This window comes from Ruegeria sp. AK4 (assembly GCF_056541025.1).
The window spans coordinates 104,947-127,146 of sequence record NZ_JBQFXS010000008.1 but is presented as its reverse complement, the minus strand read 5'-3'; the positions used below and the strand labels follow the sequence as shown (position 1 = coordinate 127,146).

The following is a 22,200-nucleotide window of genomic DNA, read 5'->3' as shown; positions in this document are numbered from 1 at the left end:
CTACTCCGCCCAATGTACCGTCATGCCGCTTAGCACCGCTGCGATTGGCGCCTCTTCCGGTGGCAGCGACATGGCACGTTCTAACGCCTCGCGTTTTGCGGCTCCGAAAATGATCAGATGTTTGGACAAGGCCCCATCCAGAACCGGCGCGGTCAGGGTGATGCGCGGTTCCGGCTGTACATCGGTTCGGGCCACCGCCAGCATCGGCGCGTGCGCGTCCAAAGCGGCCTCTAGCCCGTCCATGCCGGGGAACAGCGACGCGGTGTGCATATCCTCGCCCATTCCCAAGACCAGTACAGACAGCGGCATGACCGGAGCGATCAGGGATTCGATTTCCGCCAATGCGGCCTCGGGGGCGGCACCCGGCAGGTATAAAGGGACATATTCCGCGACCGAGGCCCGGTTGGTCAGCAACCTGTCGCGGATCAGGCGTTCGTTCGACCGCTCGCTGTCGGCGGGCACGCAACGCTCGTCCGTGGGCAGAACGCGCACGCGGTCCCAATCCAGATCGGCGGCGCACAACACGTCAAACATCGGGCCCGGCGTCGTGCCCCCCGGAACGGCCAGCGCGACCTTCTCTTCGTGCAGCAACGCCGCCTCCAACTCTCCGGCAAGCGCGTTTGCAACATCGATGGCCAACATGTCCCGGTCGGCATATTCCTGAATTTTCATGGATTAATTCCCTGCCAGCGGCGACCGTCTCGTTTCATCAGCAGTTCGGCGTCGCCTGGGCCTGTGCTGCCGCTGTCATAAGGTTTGGGCACATCGCCACGCGCCTGCCAACCCGCGATGATCGGGTCGGTCCAGGCCCAGGCGGCTTCGACCTCATCCCCGCGCATGAACAGGGTCTGGTTGCCCCGGATCACGTCCATCACCAACCGCTCGTAAGCGTCCGGCGGGTCCTGGCTTTCGGGGCCGAGCGCTTCGGCAAAGCTCATGTCCAAAGGCACGTCGATCAACCGCATCCCACCCTGACCAGGCTCTTTGATCGTCACTTTCAGGGTGATCCCCTCGTTCGGCTGCAACCGGATCGACAGCACATTCGCATGCCGCCCGGCGTCTGCCCCAAAAATCGAATGCGGCGCGTCCTTGAACATCACGTTGATGACCGACGACCGCGCCACCAGCCGCTTGCCGGTGCGCAGGTAGAACGGGGTGCCCGCCCACCGCCAGTTGCTGACATGCGCCCGCAGCGCCACGTAGCTTTCGGTGGTCGAACGCGGATTGCCCACGATGTCACGATACCCCCGCTCGTCCGAGCCCGCCGCGAACTGTCCGCGCACGATGTGGTGAGGTTGAACCTGATCAAGCGCCCGGATCACCTTTAGCTTTTCGTCCCGCACCGCGTCGGGGTCGAACTTGGCAGGCGGCTCCATCGCGATCAGGCAGAGTAGTTGCATCAGGTGGTTCTGCATCATGTCCCGCATCGCACCGGCGCGTTCGTAATAGTCCTCGCGCCCGTCGACACCGACGGTTTCCGCCACGGTGATCTGGATGTGATCCACGTATTGGCTGTTCCACAACGGCTCGAACAGCATATTGCCAAAGCGAACCGCCATCAGGTTCTGAACGGTTTCCTTACCCAGATAATGGTCGATGCGGTAAATCTGGCTTTCATCGAAATGCGCCGCCAGCGTGGCGTTCAGCGCCCGCGCGCTTTCCAGATCGTGACCGAAGGGTTTCTCGACCACGATCCGCGCATGGTCCGAGGCCAGATTGTGCAGCCTGATCCGCTCGGCCAGTGGGCCGAACAGGCTGGGACCGACCGAGAAATAGAACGCCCGAACGCGGTTTTCCTGCAGCCTTTGCGACAGATCGGTCCATCCGTCCCCGGACATTGCATCCAGCGGCACATAGTCGATCCGCTGCAGAAACCCGTTCAGCGCGTCGCTGTCCTGTGCCCGCCGGGGCGCATGTCGGCGCAGCGATTCGGCAACCATCCCGCGAAAGGCATCCGGGCTGTGATCCCCGCGCGCCGCACCAATGATCTGCACATCGTCCGGCCACTGTCCGGCGCAATACCGGCGAAACAAGGCTGGCAGAATCTTTCGCTGCGCCAGATCGCCGGTGCCGCCGAAAATGACCAGATCGAATGGATCAACGGGTATGACGCGAGAAACCATGAGTTGTCCTTACCTTGCCCCTATCGCCATGTCCAATGTTAGCGCAATCATATCTGCTTTTTTTCGCAGATCAAAACTCTGTCAGCACCACCCTGACGCCCTTACCAATTCCACCGCAAACGACTAAGTCAGTTGAATGACGCCAAAGAACCGGATGCGGGAATGAAAGACAACGCCCCTCAGCTTGCCAATATCGGCAAGTTTCAGAACAAAATAGTGACAGCGGATGGCCAGACCCGAGCCTCGGTTGCACTGACAAACCCCGAGACGCTCTGGTTCAACACCGGCACCCTGTGCAACATCGAATGCGTGAACTGCTATATCGCCAGCAGCCCGACCAACGATGCGCTGGTCTACATCACGGCGGATGAGGTCACGGATTATCTGGACCAGATCGAACAGCGCAACTGGCCCATTCGCGAGATCGGCTTTACGGGGGGCGAACCCTTCATGAACCCCGAATTCATCGACATGACCCGCGCCGCACTTGCGCGCGGGTACGAGGTTCTGGTCCTGACCAACGCGATGCAACCCATGATGCGCCGGAAGATGCGCGAAGGGCTGCTGAACCTGCAGCGCGACTATAACGACAAGCTGATCTTGCGCGTTTCCGTCGATCACTACCGCCCAGACCTGCATGACAAAGAACGCGGCGCTGGCAGTTTCGAAAAGACCCTGGCGGGGATGGAGTGGCTGCGCGACAACGGGTTCAACATGGCCGTCGCCGGGCGCACCGTCTGGGGCGACTCGGACGCCGACAGCCGTAAAGGCTACGCCGCCTTCTTCGCTGAACATGGCTTTGACATCGACGCCAACAATCCGGGCCAGACCGTGCTGTTCCCCGAGATGGACGAATCTGTGGAAGTCCCTGAAATAACAACCGCCTGCTGGGGTATCCTCGGCAAATCCCCAAGTGATGTCATGTGTTCGAACGCGCGCATGGTCGTCAAACGCAAAGGCGCGGACAGCCCTGCGGTTCTGGCCTGCACCCTGCTGCCCTATTCGCCCGAGTTTGAGATGGGCACGACTCTGGCCGAGGCTGAGGCGGACGTGCACCTGAACCACCCCCATTGCGCCAAGTTCTGCGTACTTGGCGGCGCAAGCTGTTCCGGCTGACGGTCAGTTCAGTTCCGGGGATTTCCAGTACTTTGTGCCAGAGGCCCCGGCAGACACGCGCCAGCCCTTTTTGCTGAGCACAAAGAACGAGCGCCCATCGGTGAACCTGATTGTATCGGCACTGCTGTCGTCTCCATACATCGCCCCGGTTTCCGCCGTGGCGTCGTACCCGTGGGTGATGAATTTCTCCAGATCCGCCTGTGTTTCGAACAGGATGACGAATTTGGTTTCAAAACCGCCGATACCAACGGCTGCACCGACCCCGCCTGTACCCATGTTCATGTAGGTATGCTGATCGGTGTCAATCGAAACGGCGACGCCGCGACCATACCCAGCCGAGACGGGAAAAATCGTGACTTTGCGGGAATCGAACACCGCATAGCCCGCACTGACCTGATACAACGCATCGGCTTCGGGGTTTTCTGCCAAGAGCTGCGCAAGCACCTCATTCGCCATCACATCCAGCTTGACGCGGGTTTCCTCGACCGTCGCTTCGTTCGTGACCAGATCGGCCGTGGAATCCACTGTGTCCCCGACGGCCTCTACCCCTTTGCCAACAGTCTGCCCGACTTTCTCAGCGCCTTTCTTAAGGTTGCCAAGAAGGCCGTCGGCCAGCACCGGACCACAAAACGCACATGCGGCGGCGACCGCGAAAAAAAGCCTGATCATCTGGTGTTCCCCCCAATACTGCTCGTCCCGCGCGATCATAAACTAGCCAGCTTCAAAAGCCACAACCGCGTGCCTTCATCCTTTCAAGGCGCAAATGGTGACTGTAACCGAAATCACTGAACGATTGGCCGATATGTCGCTATGGTCCGCTTAGGTTGACGCACAGAAGGCTGCCGGGATGAGATGGTTTTGGGTTATTTGGTTCACAGTGCTTGCCGCGCCGCTTTGGGCGCAGGAACGGCTGGCGCTGGTCATCGGCAACAACCAGTACGACTCGGTTTCGACCTTGCAAAAGGCTGTGGCCGATGCCGAGGCGGTTTCGCAAAGGCTTCGGGGGCTTGGGTTTGAAACCATCGAAGGTCTGAACCTTGACCGGCGCGGCATGAACCAGCGGATTTCCGAATTCACCTCGCGGCTCGAGGCCGGAGATACGGCTTTTGTGTTCTTCGCCGGTCACGGGGTGGAAATCGACGGCGAGAACTATCTGCTGCCCACCGATATCGAAACTCCATCCCTGGGCGAGACCGATTTCGTCAAATCAGAATCCATCGCGCTGTCGAACCTGCTGGACCGGGTGCGGGCCACCGGGGCGCGGACCTCGATCGCCATCATCGACGCCTGCCGTGACAACCCGTTTGAAACCACCGCCGGGCGCAGCATTGGCGGCACGCGCGGGTTGGGCCGGATCAACGCGCCGCAAGGGATGTTCGTGATTTTCTCTGCCGGTGCGGGCCAGATGGCCTTGGACCGGCTGCACGATGACGAGGCCGAGCCGAACTCGGTCTTCACCCGTGCCTTGCTGCCGCGCCTGAGCGAACCGGGGCTGGAACTGCGCAGCATGGTTGCCGACCTTCGGCGCGAGGTGCGGGATTTGTCCCGAACCGTGCAGCACAATCAGATTCCGGCCTATTATGACGAATTGCTGGGCGAGTTTTACTTTACCCCCGCCGTCGGAACCGCACCCAGCGCCGAGATCGCACCGCAACCGGTCGAAAAGATGCGCGCGGATCTGGAACTGGCCCGGTCCGTTGGCACAGCCTCGGCCCTGGACACGTTTCTTGAGAAATATGCGGACCAGTCCACCGATTATACCTATGAAATCGCCCTGCAACTGCGCGCCGGTCTGGGCGAGCCTGTCGCCGCGCCGAAGCCCGAGCAACCTGTGCCCGCCGCCAAAGTGGTCACCGATTCAAAAGATGTCATGCGCGCCACCCAGACCGCCCTGAACGCCTTGGGATGCAGCGCGGGTGGGGCCGATGGCGTTGCGGGCCCCCGCACCAGACGTGCGTTTTCGAACTACCTTAAGGCCAGTAAATCCAATCTCGGCGCCGACGATCTGGGCACCAAACATGCTCTGGAAGAACTGGAAAGCAAAAGCGGCACCATTTGTACCGCACCGGCACCGACTACAACGGCGACCCGGACCACTGGGACATCCGCCTTGTCACTGACCGGAAGCTGGAGTTTCAAGGCAACCTGCGCCCTCGTGGTCAAGGTAACGGGATCGGTACACTACACCCGCGCGGGTGACAACAAATACACCGGCAATCTGACAGACTCTCTGGGTCAAAAGGCAAACACGGTGGTCTACCTGAACGAACAGGAATTGAACGGAACGGATTACTTCCCCGCGATCACCGTCAATTGGCGCGGCAGGCTGGCCGAGGACGGCAACAGCTTTACCGGACAAGGCTCAACCGGGTGTTCGGTTTACGCCTGGCGCGTTGGCTAAAGGCCTAGCTCACCCGAAACTCACCCACCATGTTGCGCCATTCCCCGGGCGCGATCATCTTGCGGTGGGTGAAGCGGACCGAATGCAACGGTCCTTCGATCTCTCTTTGCCAGAAATCGATGAAATCGAACAGCTTTGGATGGTCCGGCGCCAGATCGTAATCCTGCCAGATGAACGTGTTCAATACGTGAATGTAATCGGGCATGTGATAAAAGAATTCCGCCGTCGTCAGCCCGTACCCTTTGAGCATTAATTCTGTTTCGCTTTGCTCCATTCAGACCTCCAAATTCATTCAAGGTCTCTTCAGCCTAGCACGAAACCGGTCTAACTCTTATTAAAACAATGTGTTAACGTTACGTGAACAATGATAGTCGCCTCCGGTTTGGTTGCTTGCTTGCACCTTATGTGCCGGGTCTGATAAGGTGCATCCACAAGATATAGACCCAAGCCAAAGATCGGGCAGTTTACGTGAGCGATACGCCAGAAACCCCAGAAAACATGGATGAAACCCCGCCCGAGCGCCCTGTCTATGACGGCCCGACGGTGTCTATCGAATCCGAGATGCGCACGTCCTATCTGGACTATGCGATGTCGGTCATCGTTTCCCGCGCGATCCCCGACTTGCGCGATGGGCTGAAACCGGTGCATCGGCGGATTTTGTACGCCATGCACGAGACGGGAAACACGCATGACAAGGCGTACCGCAAATCGGCCCGTCCTGTCGGCGACGTGATGGGTAAATACCACCCGCATGGCGACAGCGCGATCTATGACGCGCTGGTGCGGATGGCGCAGGATTTCTCGATGTCGCTGCCGCTGCTGGATGGTCAGGGCAACTTTGGCTCAATGGATGGCGATAACCCGGCGGCCATGCGTTACACCGAAGTGCGGATGGACAAGCCCGCCGCGTCGCTGCTGGCCGACATCGAAAAAGAGACGGTTGATTTTCAGGACAACTATGACGGCAAGGACAAGGAACCGACCGTCCTGCCCGCCCGGTTCCCGAACATGCTGGTCAATGGCGCCGGTGGTATCGCCGTGGGTATGGCCACGAATATCCCGCCGCACAACTTAGGCGAAGTGGTCGACGCAACTCTGGCGCTGATCGACGACCCGGACCTGACCTCGGAACAACTGATCGAATACGTCCCCGGCCCTGACTTCCCGACCGGCGGCGTCATGCTGGGCCGGTCTGGTGCCCGCAAGGCCTATCTGGAAGGCCGCGGCAGCGTCATCATCCGCGCAAAGACCCGCGTAGAAGAGCTGCGCAAGGACCGCTATGCGATCATCGTGGATGAGATCCCGTATCAGGTGAACAAAGCCTCGATGATCGAAAAGATCGCCGAAGCGGTGCGTGAGAAACGCATCGAGGGCGTGGCGCACGTGCAAGACGAATCCGACCGTAACGGCGTCCGGGTCGTGGTCGAACTAAAACGCGACGCGACGCCCGAGGTGGTGCTGAACCAACTCTATCGCTTCTCGCCGATGCAGACATCCTTTGGCTGCAACATGCTGGCCCTGAACGGTGGCCGGCCTGAACAGCTGACCCTGCGCCGATTCCTGACGTCCTTCATCGACTTCCGCGAGGATGTCGTGGCCCGCCGCACCGCCTATGATCTGCGTAAAGCGCGCGAGCGCAGCCATATCCTGTGCGGTCTGGCCGTGGCTGTGTCGAACGTGGACGAAGTGGTCGCCACAATCCGCTCATCGGCAGACGCCGCCGAAGCGCGCGAAAAGCTGATGACCCGCCGCTGGCCCGCGTCTGAGATCGAAGGCTATCTGCGCCTGATCGACGATCCTCTGTCCAAGATGAACGACGACGGCACCTACAACCTGACCGAGGTTCAGGCCCGCGCCATCCTCGACCTGCGCCTGCAGCGCCTGACCCAACTGGGCGTCAAAGAGGTGACGGACGAACTGGAAGAACTGGCCGCCAAGATCAAGGAATACCTCGATATTCTGTCCTCGCGCGAACGCATCATGTCGATTATCGGTGATGAGTTGCGCGGCGTCCGCGAACAGTTCGCCGTGCCGCGCCGCACCGAGATTGTCGACTGGTCCGGCGACATGGAAGACGAAGACCTGATCGAGCGCGAAGATATGGTCGTGACCGTCACCTCGGGCGGCTACATCAAGCGCACCCCGCTGGCCGATTTCCGCGCGCAGAAACGCGGTGGCAAGGGGTTGTCGGGAATGCAGACCAAGGAAGAGGATGTGGTCACTACCCTCTTCGTGGCCAACACCCATACGCAACTGCTGTTCTTCACCACGGAAGGGATGGTCTACAAGCTCAAGACCTGGCGCCTGCCGCAATCTGGGCGCACCGGCAAGGGCAAGGCGATCGTCAATATCCTGCCGATCCCGCCCGGGGTTTCCATCGCCGCGATCATGCCGGTCGATGTGCCTGATGAAGAATGGGAAAACCTGCAGATCGTCTTTGCCACCAGCGCGGGTGACGTACGCCGCAATGCGCTGAGTGACTTCACCAACGTCAAGCGCAACGGCAAGATCGCCATGGACCTGCCCGAAGGCGTGGAACTGGTCAACGCGCGCATCTGTTCCGAAGATGACGACGTTATGCTGATCACCAACTCGGGCCGTGCAATCCGCTTCCAGACCACCGCTGTGCGCGTATTCAAGGGCCGCAAATCGACCGGTGTGCGCGGCATCAAGCTGACCAATGGCGACCGCGTCGTCTCGATGTCCGTAATCCGCCATTTCGAGGCCGGGCCGGACGAACGCGCCGCCTACCTCAAAATGCGCCGCGCCGTGGCCGGGATCGCTGATGATGGCGAAACCGATGAGGACGAGGCAGCACCCGGCACCATCACGCAGGAACGCTATGCCGAGATGTCGGCAGCCGAGAACTTGATCCTGACCATCACCGCAGGCGGCGCAGGCAAGCTGAGCTCCAGCCACGACTACCCCGTCCGCGGACGCGGCGGCATGGGCGTGGCCGCGATGGACAAGGCGATGCGTGGCGGCGAACTGGTCGCCTCGTTCCCGGTTGAGATTGACGATCAGATCATGCTGGCCACCTCCAAAGGCCAGTCGATCCGGGTGCCGGTGGACGGGATTTCCTTCCGCTCGCGCTCGGCTGGCGGGGTCAAGGTCTTCAACACCGGCAAAGGTGAAGAGGTCGTCAGCGTCGCCTGGATCGCCGATCAGGGCGACGAAGAGGCCGAGGAATAAGTTTCCGTGTGGCTTGGTGGGACAAACCCATGAAGCCGCACGGGTTTTCAGCCCTGCCTGACCCGACTATGGTTCTTGCATGTACGTGTTCATCGCAATTCTGCTGCTTGTCGCGGGGATTTTTGGCTACCGCTACTGTTCCAGACAACAGGCGCGGGCCGAGCTGCTTTCTTCGCCTTTGACCGACCATCAGCGGGCGGTCATTGACGCCGAAGTACCGATGATCAAACGCCTTCCGCCACGCTTTCGGACCGCTTTGGAAGGCAAAGTGAACCTGTTTCTGGATCAGGTCCGCTTTTACGGTTGCGATGGGCTGGACGTGACCGAAGAGATGGAACTTTCCATAGCGGCGCAGGCCTGTCTGCTCGTCGTGAACAGCGATCTGTGGTACGACAACCTGACCACGATCCTGATCTACCCCAATGCCTTCAAATCCCGCCAGCAACGCCACAGTGGGTATGTCGTGACCGAGAAAGAGATCGTGCGCACCGGCGAAAGCTGGGATCGCGGGCCGGTGATCCTGTCCTGGGCACACAGCAAAATGGGCGCGATGAATGACCGCGACGGGCAGAACGTCGTGCTGCACGAGTTCGCGCATCAGATCGACGATCTGTCCGGCGGCACAAATGGTGTTCCGATCCTTGGCGAGGGGCAGAGTTTCGCTGAATGGGAGCGTGTATTCCTGACCGCCTACGACGCCCATGTGCGCGCCGTCGAAGCCGGTCATGCCACGGTCATCGACCCCTATGGCGCGGTAGGCCATGAAGAGTTCTTTGCCGTCTCGGTCGAGGTTTTCTTCGAACGGCCCCGCGCCCTGAAAGCCGAGGCGCCGGAGGTTTACGACCAATTGTCCAGACTGTTCCGCCTGGACCCTGTGTCGTGGCACTGACAGGCGGCGCTTAAAGGCCGTAAAGCGCCCCAAACTTTGCTTCCAGGTAATCAAGCAGAGGCTCGGGCCCCGGCTCTATCCCGCTCGCACGTTCTATCACCTCGCGTGGGGCGAACAGGCCACCGAATTGCTGCACGTTTTCGCGCAGCCATCCGGTCGCGCCCGAGGTATCGCCCTGCGCCAGTTGCGCGTCCAAATCGGGCACGGCCTTGCGCAGCGCCTGATGCAGGCACCCGGCATAGACATTGCCCAGCGAATAGGTCGGGAAATAGCCGAACAGCCCGACCGACCAGTGCACATCCTGCAAGCACCCGTTCGAAGGCATGTCGACCGCATAGCCGAAATCGGAGGCAAAGCGGTCGTTCCAGGCAGCCTCCAGATCGCCGACCTGCAGATCCCCCGCCATCAGGGCCCGTTCCAGATCGAAGCGCAGCATGATGTGCAGGTTGTACTGCACCTCATCCGCCTCGGTCCGGATGTACCCGTTGTGAACCCGGTTGACCGTGGCGTAGAACGTATCGGCATCACCAATACCGAAGTCGCCGAACACCTCACGCATCTGGCCGAACAGCCAGCCGGTAAAGGCGCGGGACCGGCCCAGTTGGTTCTCGTAAATCCGACTTTGGCTTTCATGCACGCCCATCGACACCCCGCTACCCAGCGGCGTCAGGGCATAGGCTGGGTTGATCCCTTGTTCATAGGCGGCGTGCCCGACCTCGTGAATGGTCGAGTAGAAACAGTTGAACGGATCGGTCTCGCTGGTTCGCGTCGTGATCCGAACATCCGAGCCGCTGCCCGAGCTGAACGGGTGCACAGCCTTGTCCACACGCCCCCGGTTCAGGTCGTAGCCAAAGGTTGTCGCCAGTTTCTGGGACAGGCGCATCTGGTCCATCTCATTGAACGCACCGTCAAGCGCGGGCGGTGCGGGCCTGTCCAGCAGCGCGCCTCTGAGCGCGACAAGGCGCGGGCGCATCTGATCAAAGATCGCCGCGATCTGGGTGCCGGTGGTGTAAGGCTCATAATCCTCGACCAGAGCGTCATAAATGTCGCCGCCCTGCGCCAGCGCGGCCCCTTCTTCGCGCCTGAGCGCAACCACCTCTTCCAGCACCGGCAGGAAGGCGGCAACGTCCTCTGCCGCGCGGGCCTGCGCCCATGTTCCCTGTGCCGCAGATGTGACACGGGCGATGGCTTTGGCCAGATCGGCCGGGACTTTGACGGTACGCTCGTAAGACCGGCGGATTTCGCGCAGTTGCGCCCGCCCGGCTTCATCCTCGGGTTCCGCCTGCTCCAGCCATTCCGCCACGCGCGGGTCGGAGCGGCGGGCGTGCAGAACCGCCTCGATCGCCGCCATTTCCTCGGCCCGCTGCGGGGCCGCGCCGCGCGGCATGACCGTTTCCTGATCCCAGCCCAATCGCCCGGCGATCTGCCCAAGGGCCGAGGTTTCGCGCTGAAACGCCATCAGGTCGTCAAAAGCTGTCATCGGGTCAGGCTCCACGAAGCGAGGTTGCAATTGGGTATGCGGTCAAGAACCGCGCGCGCAGGATCAGGGTCCAGACGACCACCGCCAGGAACTGGTGCAGAATGGCGATCTGCCACGGCGCACCGTAGAGGACCGTGACGATCCCCACCACAACCTGCAGCAACAGCGCAGCAAAAGCCGCGTTGAAGGCAAAGCGGGTCTGCGGATGCGCGCTGGTGCCGCCGCGCCGCCAGACGACGACGCCAAAGACCAGCAGCAGATACCCGGCGCAGCGGTGGATGAATTGCACCAGACCCGGGCTTTCGAAGAAATTCCGCCACATCGGTTCCAGCATCGTCGCGTCGGGCGGCAGGATTTGCCCGCCAATCCAAGGCCAGTCGGTGTAAGACCTGCCGGCGTCGATCCCGGCAACGAGCGCGCCAATGAGTATTTGCAAAAAGGTGAAATGCAGAAGGCCGGTTGAAAGCGAGAACAGTTTCGCCTCTTTCGCGCGGCGGGCCTGCATCAGGTCGCGCTCCTCGCGGCCCAGCTCAAAGATGTACCACGCAAGGAACCCGAGGATCACGAAGGCCAGCCCAAGGTGGACCGCCAGCCGATAGCTGGCAACGGCGATCATGCCCTCGCCCTGTGTCACGCCCGAAGCGACCATCCACCAGCCAACCGCGCCCTGCACGCCGCCTAGCAGGCCCGGGATCAGCAGTTTGCCTGTCCATCCGGTCGGGATTTTCCGCGCCACAAGGAAGCCGAAGAACCCGATCGCCCAGACCAGACCGATCACCCGGCCCAATTGGCGATGGCCCCATTCCCACCAGTAGATGAATTTGAAATCGTTCAGTTCCATCCACTGGTTCTGGATGCGCCACTGGTCGATCTCTTTGTACTTGTCGAACTCGGCCTGCCAGTCGGCCTCGGTCATCGGCGGGATGGCCCCTGTGATCGGGCGCCACTCGGTGATCGAGAGACCGCTGTCGGTCAGGCGGGTCAGGCCACCCACCGCAATCATCACCACGACCAGCGCGAACAGGATCATCAGCCAAGCGCGGATGGCACCACGCGCCCCGCCCCGGCCGCGGTCGATCATACCCGGCTGCACCGCCTGTTGTTTTTCGGTATCCGAGACCTCTTCGAAGATGCTGCGCTTACCGCTCATGCTGTCCTCATGTCCTTGATTTGTCCGCAAGCTAGGGCCATGGCGGGGTAAGGTCCAGCCTCAGCCCCCGTCAATCCCGCTCCTTCCAGCGGACCATCTGACGCATGATCCCGTGCAGCATCTGCACATCCGCCCGCGTCATCCGCATGCGCGACCACAGGTTGCGCAGGTTGGTCTTCATCCCCTCGGCCTTTTCGGGCGGGTAGAAGAACCCCGCTTCATCCAGCCGGTCCTCGTAATGTTCGACCAGCTTCTCGAGCTCAATCCCCGTGGCCCAATCGCCCTTGCCCAGATCGGTGGCCTCATGCACCACATCGCCGGTCTGACGCATCCACTCATAGGCGGTCAGCAACACGCATTGCCCAAGGTTCAGCGAGGCGTATTCGGGGTTCACCGGGACCGAGATGATGGCGTTCGCCTTGGCGATATCCTCATTCTCAAGCCCCGCCCGTTCTGGCCCGAACAGCACGGCCACCTTCTCGCCCGCCGCGACCTTTTCCGCAGCGATCTGCATGGCGCGTTCGGGGCTGAAAACCGGCTTGGTCAGGCCCCGCTGCCGCGCCGTAGTGGCGAAGACATAGGTGCGATCCGCCAAAGCGCCTGCCAGATCGTCGAACAACTGCGCCTCATCCAGCAGCCGTCCGGCCCCGCTGGACATCGCCACCGCCTTGGGGTTCGGCCAGCCATCACGCGGAGCCACGATCCGCATCCAGTCCAGCCCGAAATTCCACATCGCCCGCGCGGCGGCGCCGATATTCTCGCCCATCTGCGGGCGCACAAGCACGAAAGAAGGCTGGGATGTATCGCTGGGCATGGCTTACTCCGAAAACACCCGCCCGCTCTAATCCGCCTGCATGGTCAGAGCAAGCCGATCCATTGTCTTCTGTTCCCAATTACCCGCTCGGCAGGCTTAAAAGTTTGCTTCCCCCGCGCAATCCGCTAAACCGCGCCAAAGACTGAAAGCCGAAGGACGCGCAAATGGACACCCCCGAGCAGCCGCAGATTTACCTGATCACGCCTCCGACGATCCAGCTGAGCAGCTTCCCCGATCAACTGGCCCGCGTTCTGGACGGGGCCGAGATCGCGTGTATCCGTCTGGCGCTGGCGGGCAGCGACGAAGACACCATTGCCCGCGCCGCCGATGCCTGTCGCGAGGTGGCGCATGCGCGCGATGTGGCGTTGGTGATCTCGAACCATGTCCTGCTGGCGCAGCGGCTGGGGCTGGATGGCGTGCATCTGGACGACGCGGCGCGCTCGGTCCGGGCCGCGCGGAAAGAGCTGGGCGCGGATGCCATCGTCGGCAGTTTCTGCGGAGCTTCCAGTCATGACGGTATGACGGCTGGCGAGATTGGCGTGGATTATGTCGCCTTCGGTCCGGTCGCGGCCTCGTCGCTGGGCGATGGAACGCTGGCCGAAAAAGACCTGTTTCAATGGTGGTCCGAGATGATCGAGGTGCCCGTCGTGGCCGAAGGCGGACTGACGCCTGACCTGATCCGCGATCTTGCCCCCTGCACCGATTTCTTCGGCATCGGGGATGAAATCTGGTCCGGCGACGATCCTCTGTCCGCGTTGAAATCGCTGATTTCCGCGATGTCCTAGGCAAACAGAAACGGCTTGACGATCCAGTAGACGCCGACGCCAGCGATAAGCATCGAGGCCAGAACCGAGATACGGCCGCGCAACCGGTGTGAGTTACCGGAGATCAGGTACGCAACGGCAAACACACCCAAGGCTATCGCAATACTCGCCCCCACGACCCCGGCCCAATATCCCAGAATGGCCGGGGGCAGATGATCCGGTGGCACCCCGACCGCGGCAAGAGACTGTGCCAATCCAAAACCGACAGCCAGCCCGACGACCAAAACCGCCAGCACCCGCCAGATCTGCAAACGTCGCCAAACAAGGTTCCAGAGTGCCAGAGCCACAATGGCTGCGGTAAGAGTTTGCGCGTCGATGACGGGTGGAATCGTCGTGACCTCGTAGACTATCACCACGAGGCCACCCAAAACCCCCAAAGACAGAGCCACCAACTGGGTTAACACCGCCCGGACGTTCAGCGACAGGAATACCAGCGTCAGGGCAAGCAGGATCAACCGAGGCCCATCCGGAAAGACGCGCTTGACCCCTTCTGCAAAGAACACCTGCAGCGTCTGTTCCACGCTCAGCGAAGCCCCGCCACGCAGCGGTATCAGGGGGCTGGTCTCTCCGGCGGCAAGATAGGCGGTGTAAGGGGCCGAGACATTCTGTTGCCGCAAAACGGCGGGCCCAAACCCCTCGGGCCAGTGCAGCCGCAGGTTTGCCGCCCCATCAGGCAGCGCGCCGGTCAGGAGCAGTTTTGAAATCCGTGCAGTCTGCGGATCGCCAACAACCGGAATACGCACCCCTTCATAGGCAAGCGCAACCGGCCCTGCTGCAGTGACCTGCAAAGTTTGCATCCACGGCAGGACAAACTCTCTGATCTGCGGTTCCAGTTCCGAGGACACCAGCTTGCGCAGATTTCGATATTGCGCGGTATCTGCAGGCGCGGTCGGGTCAATCCCGGCCAAAAGCGCCTCGGCGTTCAGGCTGAGTTCCAGAAACAGCGTGTCGGATTTGGTCCAGAAATCAATGACCGTCGGCCCCGAACTTTGCGCATCGCCTTGTTCCGGAAGCGCTGCAAAGGCCGCGAAAAAACCAAACAGAAAAACCGAGATGCGCTTGAGGATGGTCGAAATGACACCACCCGTCATCAAAATCTCTCCACCAAATAAATCAAAATTCCAATCATTTGCAACGATAGTTCAACCGTTTCCAAAGGATGGCAAGTCAAAATGGCCATGGCCGGGATTCTGCAAAGCCGCGCCGGTTGGCCCTTGCACGGGCACCGGGGCTGCGGCATGACTGCGCCATGACGAAGAACAGCGAAATCCTGTGTATCGGGTCTGTCCTGTGGGACGTGATCGGGCGTTCGGCCAGCGCCATGCGGCAGGGGTCCGACGTGCCCGGGCGCATTACCCGCCTGCCCGGTGGTGTGGCCATGAACATCGCCATGACTCTGGTTCGGTTCGGCATGACCCCGACGCTGCTGACCGCCATTGGCCGCGACCCCGAAGGCGATGAGCTTGTGCACGCCTGCGCCCGGCTGGGCATGGTGACCGACCACATCTACCGCTCGCAAGACCTGCCCACCGACCGCTATATGGCGGTCGAAGGGGCCAACGGCCTGATCGCCGCAATCGCCGACGCCCATTCGCTTGAGGCTGCGGGGGCGAAAATCCTGCGCCCTCTGATGCATGGGCCACTTGGTTACGAAAACACCCCGTTCGAAGGCCCGATAGCGCTGGACGGCAACTTGACCCAGACCCTGCTGGAAGAGATTGCGCAAAGCCCGGCCTTCGCCCGCGCCGATCTGCGGGTCGCCCCGGCCTCTCCCGGCAAGGCCGAGCGGTTGTTGCCGTTTTTGAAACACGCCCGCGCGACGCTGTATGTGAACCTGGAAGAGGCCGGGTTGTTGTGCCAGCGCGAGTTCGCGGATTCCGAAGGCGCCGCCAAGGGTCTGCTGGATCGCGGCGCGTTGCGCGTGCTGGTGACGGATGGCGGCAACTCGGCCACTGTCGGCGCTGCCTCCGGCGTGCTGACCCAGACACCCCCCTCGGTGCTTGTCACCCGCGTGACAGGTGCGGGGGATACATTCATGGCGGCCCATATCGCCTCTGAAGCCAGCGGCGCGGATGACGAAACCGCCCTGACACGCGCCCTGCGCGCCGCCGCAACCTATGTTTCCGGAGAGACCCCACTGTGATCAACATCCACTACTCGGCCGAGGTCCGCGCGGCCAAAGATGCAGGCCAGCCCATCGTTGCTTTGGAAAGCACCATCATCACTCACGGCATGCCCTATCCGCAGAACATCGAAGTCGCGGCACGGGTCGAGCAAGACATCCGCGATGCAGGGGCCGTTCCGGCCACGATGGCAGTGATTGACGGCGTGCTGAATGTCGGCCTTGAGGCGGATCAGTTGAAAGCGCTTGGGAAGGCGCAGGGCGTCGCCAAAATCTCGCGCGCGGACATGGCCGCCTGCATTTCGACCGGCGGCACCGGGGCGACAACCGTGGCAGCCACCATGATCGCCGCGGATTACGCGGGGATCGAAGTATTTGCCACCGGCGGCATCGGCGGTGTGCATCAGGGGGCTGAAACTTCATTCGATATCTCGGCTGACCTGCACGAACTGGGCCAAACCCCTGTGACGGTGGTCGCGGCGGGTGCCAAGGCGATCCTGGACCTCGCCAAAACGCTTGAGGTGCTGGAAACACTGGGCGTCCCGGTCATTGCTTACGGTCAGGACGAGTTCCCGGCCTTCTGGTCGGCCAAATCGCCTTACAGCGCCCCGCTGCGCATGGACAGCGCCGAGGCGATTGCCAAAGCCCACGCAACCCGCCGCGCGCTGGGACTGCCCGGCGGTCAACTTGTCGCCAATCCGATCCCCGCAGAAGATCAGATCGCAGCCGAGGAACTGGCCCCGATCATCGCCTCGGCCCAGGCCGATGCCGACAAGCACCGGATCACCGGCAAGGCCGTCACGCCCTATCTGCTGCAACGAATTTTCGAACTGACTCAGGGCCGTTCCCTGACCGCCAATATCGCGCTGGTGCGCAACAACGCGCGTCTGGCGGCCGGGATTGCCAAATCACTGGTGAATGGTGTGTAAACCTGCCCTATTGTACCAACGCCCCGGATTGCTTACCTAATTCCGCAAACCACTCGGAAGCGCAATGAACACACCCTTCGACGAAGAGCCTCACCGCCGCCCCGGCCTGTTTTCAAGGCTGCGCGCATCCTTTCTGACGGGCATCGTCGTCATTGCGCCGGTCTGGCTGACGATATGGCTGATCTGGTCGGTCGTCGGCTGGATCGACAGCGCGGTTCTGCCTTTGGTGCCGCAAAGGTTCCAGCCTCACGAATACGTGGGCATAAATCTGCGCGGCGTTGGCGTTGTCATCTTCCTGATCTTCACGATCCTGGTGGGCTGGATTGCCAAGGGCATTCTGGGCCGGTCCTTCATTTCCTTCACCGAAAGCCTGGTGGACCGGATGCCCGTCGTCCGCTCGGTCTATTCCGGGATCAAGCAGATATCCGAGACGGTCTTTGCCCAGACGGAACGGTCTTTTGAAAAAGCCTGCCTGATCCAGTACCCGCGCCGGGGAATCTGGGCGATCGGCTTCGTCTCGACCACGGCACGGGGCGAAGTCAGCGAGCGGGCCGAAACAGCCGGAGAGCTGCTGAGCGTCTTCGTGCCAACCACGCCCAACCCAACATCGGGCTTTCTGCTGTTCTTCCCCGCCGAAGATGTCATCCTTCTGGACATGACCATTGAAGAGGCCGCCAAGCTGGTGATCTCAGCCGGTCTGGTTTACCCCAACGACAAAGACCCGACGCAACCGCCCGAGTGATCAGCCGAACATCGCCGGCAAATCGACGGTGCTGTTCTGCCCCAGATCATCCTTGTGTCGGATCAAAAACCCATCCGCCGCGTCCCGCCCGGCCTTCTTGAGCTTGTGCAGGATCACCGGGTTTGGAACGGTTTTGGTGGCGACCGACAGGTTGTTCATCAACTCGTTATCCGCAATCATATGAACCAGAACCCGGCTCATCTCACCGGCTTTCAGCTTACCTTCTTCCAACAGGCGCTGAACGAAGTTGATCGCGCGCAGTTCGCGGAACAGCGATGAGTTGAAGCTGATCTCGTTGATCCGGTTCTGTATCTGCTGTGGCGTGACCGGAAGCTCGTCCCGCTCCAACGGATTGATGTTCACGATCACCACATCGTCTGGCAGAGCGTCGTTAAACAAAGGGTACAGTGCCGGGTTGCCGGTATAGCCGCCATCCCAATACGCCTCGGTCCTCTGAGTTTCCGGATCGTAGATTTCGACCGCCTTGAACAGGGTCGGCAAACAGGCCGAGGCCAAAATTGCCTGGGTCGAAATCTCGTCACCGGTAAACACCCGGATCTTGCCGCTGCGCACGCAGGTGGCGCAGACAAACAGCTGCGGGCCCTGATCGGCACAAACCTCGTCAAAGTTGAACCGGTCCACGACAGATTCCAGCGGGTTCGAATAAAACGGCCCGTAAGCATAGGGCGACACCATCCGCGACCATGCGTCGCCTATGGAAAACGGCAGCGAATACTCCATAGCCTGCGCGATATGGGCGGGCTCGATGCCGCGGAACCAGTTGGCAATGCGCATGTCGCCAATCGCGCCCATCCGCTTCCAGACCTCGTTCAACCGCGCCCGCGCGCCGTCACGCCCGTTGTGGACCATCCCGGACTTGAAAGCCGCGCCATTCAGCGCTCCGGCCGAGGTTCCGGTGATCGCGGCAACCTCAATGTCTTCTTCATCCAACAGCCTATCCAAAACACCCCAAGTGAAGGCCCCATGCGCCCCGCCGCCCTGCAAGGCCAGATTGATCCGTTTCATTGAACCGCCCCTTCATCTTTTCCGAAATACTCCGGGGGTGTGGGGGCAGCGCCCCCACGGAACATCACAACGCCGTCCAGCCGCCATCTACGGAAATCGTCGTCCCGGTAATCTGCGCCGCCGCGTCCGAGCACAGGAACACAGTTGTCCCGCCCAGTTGTTCGACGGTTGCGAACTCTTTCGACGGTTGCCGTTCCAGCAGGATGTTTTTGACCACATCCTCGCGGCTCATGTTGTATTCCTTCATCGTGTTGGGAATCTGCGCCTCGACCAGAGGTGTCAGCACATAACCCGGACAGATCGCGTTGCAGGTGATCGGTTCCTGCGCGGTTTCCAGCGCCACGGATTTCGTCATACCGACAACCCCGTGCTTGGCCGCGATATAAGCCGCCTTGAAGGGCGACGCCGTCAGACCATGTGCCGAAGCGATGTTGACGATCCGGCCCCAGCCCTTGTCCCGCATCATCGGCAGCGCCGCCGCCGTGGTGTGAAAGGCCGAGTTCATGTTGATCGCGATGATCGCGTCCCACTTGTCGACCGGAAACTGGTCGATCGGCGAAACGTGCTGGATACCCGCGTTGTTGACCAGAATATCGCAGGCCCCGGCCTGTTCGATCAGTGCGCGGCACTCGTCACCCTTTGACATGTCCGCCTTGATGTAGCGCGCGTTCGTTCCGGTCTCCTGCGCGATCTCGGCGGCCAGCGCATGATCTTCCTCGCGATCCGTGAACGAGTTCAAAACCACATCGGCCCCGGCTTTCGCCAGCTCCCGCGCAACCCCAAGTCCAATCCCCGAATTTGACCCCGTGATGATTGCCGTTCTTCCAGACAGGCTCATGACCGCTCTCCCTCTGCATTCTGTCTGCGCTACAGTGCCATGCTGCACCTGCAAAGAAAACGGGGAACTACGTCGCGCCCTGCTGCAATTCGGGCGAAAAAAAACGCCCGCACGAAGCGGGCGTTAAGTTATTGAGGCAGGTTTCATACAGGCAAGAAACCTATCGAGCAGTGAGACCTTTATAAGCAATTCCGCGCCTTCGTCCAAGCTAAAAGTTTGAAAACAAGAAAAATCATCGGTACGGTGAATCCCAACAAAATAAGGCCAGAGCAGGATTGTTTCCAAAATGAGCCCGGATTTTCTTCGCCCCGTTCGTCATTTGATCGGGGGAATCGCTACTGTTTTTGCAACTTCGATGGCCCACGCAGAATCGGCTCATGGCATAGCTATGTATGGCGACCCAGCCCTACCACCGGATTTTGTGTCGCTGCCATATGCCGACCCCGACGCGCCCAAAGGCGGCAAGGTCGTTTTCGGAAATACCGGCGGCTATAACAGTCTGAACCCGTTTGTGCAAAAAGGCACCTCTCCATGGCAGTTGCGATTTTGGACCCATGAAGGCCTGATGGGCCGGTCCTGGGACGAACCTTTCACTCTTTACGGGTTGTTAGCCGAATCAGTTGAGACGGCAGATGACCGCTCGTGGGTAGAATTCACCCTGCGGGAGGAGGCTCGATTCTCGGATGGCAGCCCGGTCACGGTCGATGACGTGATCTGGTCATACGAGACGCTCGGCACCGAAGGGCACCTGCGCTATCGCGGGCTTTGGGGAAAGATCGACAGCATCGAACAGACCGGCCCGCAGTCCGTCCGGATCTCGTTCAACGAACCCGACCGCGAACTGGCCCTGATCGCGGGATTGCGCCCGATCCTGCAAAAGGCGCAGTGGGAGGGGAAATCGTTTGCCGACGCCCCGTTGCATGACATTCCCATTGGCAGCGGCCCCTATGTGATCGACGATTATGAGGCCGGGCGTTATGTGAACCTGCGCCGGAACCCTGACTATTGGGGCAGTGATGTCCCCTTCCGGCGCGGCACGATGAACATTGATGAGATTCGGATCGAGTTTTACGGCGATGCCACGGTTCTGTTCGAGGCGTTCAAAGCCGGCGAACTGTCCGCCGTGCGCGAATTCAACGCCGACAAATGGGATACCCAATACGGCTTCCCCGCCGTCCAGCGCGGCGACGTGATAAAAACCGAGATACCGCATGGCAAGCCTTCGGGCATGACGGGGTTTGTGATGAACACCCGCAAGGCCCCATTCGATGACTGGCGCGTGCGCGAGGCGCTGGCGCTGGCCTTCAATTTCGAATTCATCAACGACACGATCACCGGTGGCGCGCAGCCAAGGATCACCTCGTATTTCTCGGGCTCGGATCTGGCCATGCAACCCGGCCCGGCCACAGGGCGCGTTGCCGAGTTGTTGCAGCCCTACGCCGATGACCTTCCGCCGGGCACGCTTGAGGGATACACCCAGCCGCAAGGCGACGGGTCAGCACGCAACCGCAAGAACCTGCGACAGGCCGCAGCTTTGCTGGCCGAGGCGGGCTGGACCATTCAGGACGGTGTTTTGCGCAACGCAGACGGTGATGCGTTCCAGATGACGGTACTGCTGCAGCAAGGCGACAGCGACATGCAGACCGCCGTCGAAATCTACAAGCGCGCGTTGGAGCGTCTGGGCATTCAGGTCACAACCGAACAGGTCGACAATGCCCAATACACCGGTCGTACTGCCGAGTTGGATTTCGACATGACCCCGTTCCGCCGCGCGCTGTCCCTGTCCCCCGGCAACGAACAGCGGCTGTATTGGGGAAGTGAGGGCGCAGAAACGCAGGGCACGCGGAACCTTATGGGGGTTGCATCGCCCGCGGTGGACGGAATGATCGACGCCATGCTGGCCTCGGAATCCCGCGACGACTTTGTTGCGGCCACCCGCGCCTTGGACAGGGTTCTGACCGCCGGGCGCTATGTGATCCCGATCTGGAACTTTGACGTTGGCCGCATCGCCCATTCCAGCGCGTTGAAGTTTCCGGAAATGCTGCCGATCTACGGTGATGGGCCGCAATACATGCCCGAAGTCTGGTGGTACGAGGAATAGCCGCAACCGCTACAGGGCGATTCCATATGCCGGCCTTTGGGAACCGAGTGAGGTCTGCGACGCGAACCGCAAGGGCGATGATCGGCGGAAATCGGCACATAGGCTCTGCGTCACAAGTTGTTGCGGTCTGATAGCGCAAACCCCTCAATTTTTGGGGTGCTTGTAGATGTTTGGGCATCCCCGGCAAAGATTGCACAACCTGTCCGCGAACCAACGCCGTTCAATGCGGCCATGTGCAATTGGCGCTAAACATACAGTTGGAAATCTTCTTTTTGCTCAATACCCTGAGCCCGCCCTTTGGCTTCATCCGTTGCCCGGTCGGGCTATACGCCGCCGGGAATTATCCTGTGGTTGCTCAAGGCTGTCCCTTCCTGCCCAACTCCGTGATTTCACGCCGTTTCGGGACGCTCCCGGTGATGCGACATTTTGTCATACCTTCCTCCGCGTCAACCT

Annotated in this window: 19 protein-coding genes; 9 read left to right on the top strand and 10 right to left on the bottom strand. The window is 60.9% G+C overall.

Annotated features, from left to right (window positions below; translation table 11 throughout):
- Entirely contained in the window at positions 1–672 is a 672-nt protein-coding gene (gene pgl / locus ACR0EZ_RS15775; RefSeq protein ID WP_480614826.1) for a 6-phosphogluconolactonase, read from the bottom strand.
- Positions 669–2,123 (bottom strand): glucose-6-phosphate dehydrogenase, encoded by a 1,455-nt coding sequence (gene zwf, locus ACR0EZ_RS15770; protein ID WP_480614823.1) that lies wholly within the window; start codon positions 2,121–2,123, stop codon positions 669–671. The genes pgl and zwf overlap by 4 nt, the downstream gene beginning before the upstream one ends.
- A gap of 162 nt (positions 2,124–2,285) precedes the next feature.
- On the opposite strand from zwf, the gene ACR0EZ_RS15765 reads away from it, so the two are divergent.
- Positions 2,286–3,239: a radical SAM protein gene (locus ACR0EZ_RS15765; protein WP_480614819.1), complete on the top strand. Its 954-nt coding sequence runs from the start codon at positions 2,286–2,288 to the stop codon at positions 3,237–3,239.
- Positions 3,240–3,242: 3 nt separating this feature from the next.
- On the opposite strand, the gene ACR0EZ_RS15760 is transcribed toward ACR0EZ_RS15765, so the two are convergent.
- A complete protein-coding gene (locus ACR0EZ_RS15760) occupies positions 3,243–3,908 on the bottom strand; it encodes a lipid-binding SYLF domain-containing protein (protein ID WP_480614816.1) in 666 nt (221 codons plus the stop codon).
- 178 nt (positions 3,909–4,086) lie between these two features.
- Between ACR0EZ_RS15760 and ACR0EZ_RS15755 the strand changes: the two genes are divergently transcribed.
- On the top strand, positions 4,087–5,640 hold the full coding sequence (locus tag ACR0EZ_RS15755; RefSeq protein ID WP_480614813.1) for a caspase family protein: 1,554 nt from the start codon (positions 4,087–4,089) through the stop codon (positions 5,638–5,640).
- Positions 5,641–5,644: 4 nt separating this feature from the next.
- On the opposite strand, the gene ACR0EZ_RS15750 is transcribed toward ACR0EZ_RS15755, so the two are convergent.
- Positions 5,645–5,914, bottom strand: a complete 270-nt coding sequence (locus ACR0EZ_RS15750) for an usg protein (protein WP_480614810.1) — start codon at positions 5,912–5,914, stop codon at positions 5,645–5,647.
- 194 nt (positions 5,915–6,108) lie between these two features.
- Between ACR0EZ_RS15750 and gyrA the strand changes: the two genes are divergently transcribed.
- Together gyrA and ACR0EZ_RS15740 are read left to right on the top strand one after the other, a co-directional pair.
- A complete protein-coding gene (gyrA, locus tag ACR0EZ_RS15745; protein WP_480614807.1) occupies positions 6,109–8,832 on the top strand; it encodes a DNA gyrase subunit A in 2,724 nt (907 codons plus the stop codon).
- A gap of 79 nt (positions 8,833–8,911) precedes the next feature.
- The gene (locus tag ACR0EZ_RS15740) at positions 8,912–9,721 is read left to right on the top strand and encodes a M90 family metallopeptidase (protein WP_480614805.1); all 810 of its coding nucleotides are present in this window, start codon (positions 8,912–8,914) and stop codon (positions 9,719–9,721) included.
- 10 nt (positions 9,722–9,731) lie between these two features.
- On the opposite strand, the gene ACR0EZ_RS15735 is transcribed toward ACR0EZ_RS15740, so the two are convergent.
- From ACR0EZ_RS15735 to ACR0EZ_RS15725, 3 genes are all read right to left on the bottom strand, one after another.
- Entirely contained in the window at positions 9,732–11,201 is a 1,470-nt protein-coding gene (locus tag ACR0EZ_RS15735; protein ID WP_480614802.1) for a carboxypeptidase M32, read from the bottom strand.
- A 4-nt stretch (positions 11,202–11,205) separates the two neighbouring features.
- Positions 11,206–12,351: a heme A synthase gene (gene ctaA / locus ACR0EZ_RS15730; RefSeq protein ID WP_480614799.1), complete on the bottom strand. Its 1,146-nt coding sequence runs from the start codon at positions 12,349–12,351 to the stop codon at positions 11,206–11,208.
- Positions 12,352–12,421: 70 nt separating this feature from the next.
- A complete protein-coding gene (locus ACR0EZ_RS15725; RefSeq protein WP_480614796.1) occupies positions 12,422–13,165 on the bottom strand; it encodes an RNA methyltransferase in 744 nt (247 codons plus the stop codon).
- 164 nt (positions 13,166–13,329) lie between these two features.
- Between ACR0EZ_RS15725 and ACR0EZ_RS15720 the strand changes: the two genes are divergently transcribed.
- Positions 13,330–13,950 carry a thiamine phosphate synthase gene (locus ACR0EZ_RS15720; RefSeq protein WP_480614794.1) on the top strand — a complete coding sequence of 207 codons (621 nt, stop codon included), beginning with the start codon at positions 13,330–13,332 and terminating at the stop codon, positions 13,948–13,950.
- On the opposite strand, the gene ACR0EZ_RS15715 is transcribed toward ACR0EZ_RS15720, so the two are convergent.
- Positions 13,947–15,080 (bottom strand): HupE/UreJ family protein, encoded by a 1,134-nt coding sequence (locus ACR0EZ_RS15715; RefSeq protein ID WP_480614791.1) that lies wholly within the window; start codon positions 15,078–15,080, stop codon positions 13,947–13,949. The two genes, ACR0EZ_RS15720 and ACR0EZ_RS15715, sit on opposite strands and share 4 nt — an antisense overlap.
- A gap of 158 nt (positions 15,081–15,238) precedes the next feature.
- Here ACR0EZ_RS15715 and ACR0EZ_RS15710 point away from each other — a divergent pair, with 158 nt between their 5' ends.
- The 3 genes from ACR0EZ_RS15710 to ACR0EZ_RS15700 all read left to right on the top strand — a co-directional run bounded on the left by ACR0EZ_RS15710 (position 15,239) and on the right by ACR0EZ_RS15700 (position 17,782).
- On the top strand, positions 15,239–16,132 hold the full coding sequence (locus tag ACR0EZ_RS15710; RefSeq protein WP_480614788.1) for a PfkB family carbohydrate kinase: 894 nt from the start codon (positions 15,239–15,241) through the stop codon (positions 16,130–16,132).
- Complete coding sequence (locus tag ACR0EZ_RS15705) at positions 16,129–17,040, top strand: pseudouridine-5'-phosphate glycosidase (RefSeq protein ID WP_480614785.1); 912 nt, start codon at positions 16,129–16,131, stop codon at positions 17,038–17,040. The genes ACR0EZ_RS15710 and ACR0EZ_RS15705 overlap by 4 nt, the downstream gene beginning before the upstream one ends.
- 64 nt (positions 17,041–17,104) lie before the next feature.
- Positions 17,105–17,782, top strand: a complete 678-nt coding sequence (locus tag ACR0EZ_RS15700; RefSeq protein ID WP_480614782.1) for a DUF502 domain-containing protein — start codon at positions 17,105–17,107, stop codon at positions 17,780–17,782.
- Here the strand turns inward: ACR0EZ_RS15700 and ACR0EZ_RS15695 are convergent, their stop codons facing one another.
- Positions 17,783–18,808: a patatin-like phospholipase family protein gene (locus tag ACR0EZ_RS15695; protein ID WP_480614779.1), complete on the bottom strand. Its 1,026-nt coding sequence runs from the start codon at positions 18,806–18,808 to the stop codon at positions 17,783–17,785.
- Between the two features lie 64 nt (positions 18,809–18,872).
- Positions 18,873–19,646: a 3-hydroxybutyrate dehydrogenase gene (locus ACR0EZ_RS15690; RefSeq protein WP_480614776.1), complete on the bottom strand. Its 774-nt coding sequence runs from the start codon at positions 19,644–19,646 to the stop codon at positions 18,873–18,875.
- A gap of 286 nt (positions 19,647–19,932) precedes the next feature.
- Between ACR0EZ_RS15690 and ACR0EZ_RS15685 the strand changes: the two genes are divergently transcribed.
- Entirely contained in the window at positions 19,933–21,747 is a 1,815-nt protein-coding gene (locus ACR0EZ_RS15685; RefSeq protein WP_480614773.1) for an extracellular solute-binding protein, read from the top strand.
- Positions 21,748–22,200: the final 453 nt, after the last annotated feature.

Excerpts from the sequence above, each read along its gene's own strand:
- pgl (WP_480614826.1), bottom strand. The coding sequence starts at position 672 with ATGAAAATTCAGGAATATGCCGACCGGGACATGTTGGCCATCGATGTT.
- zwf (WP_480614823.1), bottom strand. The coding sequence starts at position 2,123 with ATGGTTTCTCGCGTCATACCCGTTGATCCATTCGATCTGGTCATTTTC.
- ACR0EZ_RS15765 (WP_480614819.1), top strand. The coding sequence starts at position 2,286 with ATGAAAGACAACGCCCCTCAGCTTGCCAATATCGGCAAGTTTCAGAAC.
- ACR0EZ_RS15760 (WP_480614816.1), bottom strand. The coding sequence starts at position 3,908 with ATGATCAGGCTTTTTTTCGCGGTCGCCGCCGCATGTGCGTTTTGTGGT.
- ACR0EZ_RS15755 (WP_480614813.1), top strand. The coding sequence starts at position 4,087 with ATGAGATGGTTTTGGGTTATTTGGTTCACAGTGCTTGCCGCGCCGCTT.
- ACR0EZ_RS15750 (WP_480614810.1), bottom strand. The coding sequence starts at position 5,914 with ATGGAGCAAAGCGAAACAGAATTAATGCTCAAAGGGTACGGGCTGACG.
- ACR0EZ_RS15740 (WP_480614805.1), top strand. The coding sequence starts at position 8,912 with ATGTACGTGTTCATCGCAATTCTGCTGCTTGTCGCGGGGATTTTTGGC.
- ACR0EZ_RS15735 (WP_480614802.1), bottom strand. The coding sequence starts at position 11,201 with ATGACAGCTTTTGACGACCTGATGGCGTTTCAGCGCGAAACCTCGGCC.
- ctaA (WP_480614799.1), bottom strand. The coding sequence starts at position 12,351 with ATGAGCGGTAAGCGCAGCATCTTCGAAGAGGTCTCGGATACCGAAAAA.
- ACR0EZ_RS15725 (WP_480614796.1), bottom strand. The coding sequence starts at position 13,165 with ATGCCCAGCGATACATCCCAGCCTTCTTTCGTGCTTGTGCGCCCGCAG.
- ACR0EZ_RS15720 (WP_480614794.1), top strand. The coding sequence starts at position 13,330 with ATGGACACCCCCGAGCAGCCGCAGATTTACCTGATCACGCCTCCGACG.
- ACR0EZ_RS15715 (WP_480614791.1), bottom strand. The coding sequence starts at position 15,080 with ATGACGGGTGGTGTCATTTCGACCATCCTCAAGCGCATCTCGGTTTTT.
- ACR0EZ_RS15710 (WP_480614788.1), top strand. The coding sequence starts at position 15,239 with ATGACGAAGAACAGCGAAATCCTGTGTATCGGGTCTGTCCTGTGGGAC.
- ACR0EZ_RS15700 (WP_480614782.1), top strand. The coding sequence starts at position 17,105 with ATGAACACACCCTTCGACGAAGAGCCTCACCGCCGCCCCGGCCTGTTT.
- ACR0EZ_RS15695 (WP_480614779.1), bottom strand. The coding sequence starts at position 18,808 with ATGAAACGGATCAATCTGGCCTTGCAGGGCGGCGGGGCGCATGGGGCC.
- ACR0EZ_RS15690 (WP_480614776.1), bottom strand. The coding sequence starts at position 19,646 with ATGAGCCTGTCTGGAAGAACGGCAATCATCACGGGGTCAAATTCGGGG.
- ACR0EZ_RS15685 (WP_480614773.1), top strand. The coding sequence starts at position 19,933 with ATGAGCCCGGATTTTCTTCGCCCCGTTCGTCATTTGATCGGGGGAATC.